The 670-nt window shown below is 42.7% G+C and carries 1 protein-coding gene; it reads left to right on the top strand.

What is annotated here, in order from left to right; all coding sequences use genetic code 11:
• Positions 1-249 precede the first annotated feature (249 nt).
• A partial coding sequence (locus KSW37_RS15690) for a PD-(D/E)XK nuclease family transposase (protein ID WP_217743534.1) occupies positions 250-670 on the top strand: 421 nt, incomplete at its 3' end.

The following is a 670-nucleotide window of genomic DNA, read 5'->3' as shown; positions in this document are numbered from 1 at the left end:
GAGGGTTTTTCAAGAGCAGAATCCCTCCGATTTTATTTAACAAGTTAGGGCGCATTCTATCCGGATGCGCCCTTTTTCTTTGTCGTCATATTTCTTTCATTCAACACTCAACATTTAACATTCAACACTCAACATTCAACATTCAACACTCAACATTCTCTAACTTTTTCAGAAACTTTTCCTAGAAAACTCTTGCAGATATGAAAATAAAACCGTAACTTTGCGGCATGGATATTTAAAACAGAGATTATGAAGCAGGTAGAAGAAAGATACATCAGCTTGCTGACCGACTTCGGTTTCAAGCGAATTTTTGGAACAGCAATGAACAAGGATTTGCTCATTTGCTTCCTCAACAGCTTGTTTAATGGCAAACAGGTTGTGAAGGACGTGAAGTATCTGAATCCAGAGCACGTAGGAGATGTCTATACTGACCGCAGAGCCATCTTTGATGTATATTGCGAGGGCGAAAACGGTGAGAAGTTCATCGTAGAAATGCAGAATGCGTACCAGACGTATTTCAAGGATCGCGCCCTCTTCTACTCCACCTTCCCTATCCGAGAACAGGCGCCCAAGGGGAATGAGTGGGATTTCAAGCTCAATCATATCTATACCGTTGCCCTGCTCAACTTCAGCATGAACGAGGACGCCTTCGACAAGGAGAAAATCCGCC

Source organism: Segatella copri, from assembly GCF_019127135.1.
In the GTDB taxonomy this organism is placed as follows: Bacteria; Bacteroidota; Bacteroidia; order Bacteroidales; family Bacteroidaceae; genus Prevotella.
Note: the sequence above shows the minus strand (reverse complement) of the source record. Positions and strands in the feature narration are given on the sequence as shown.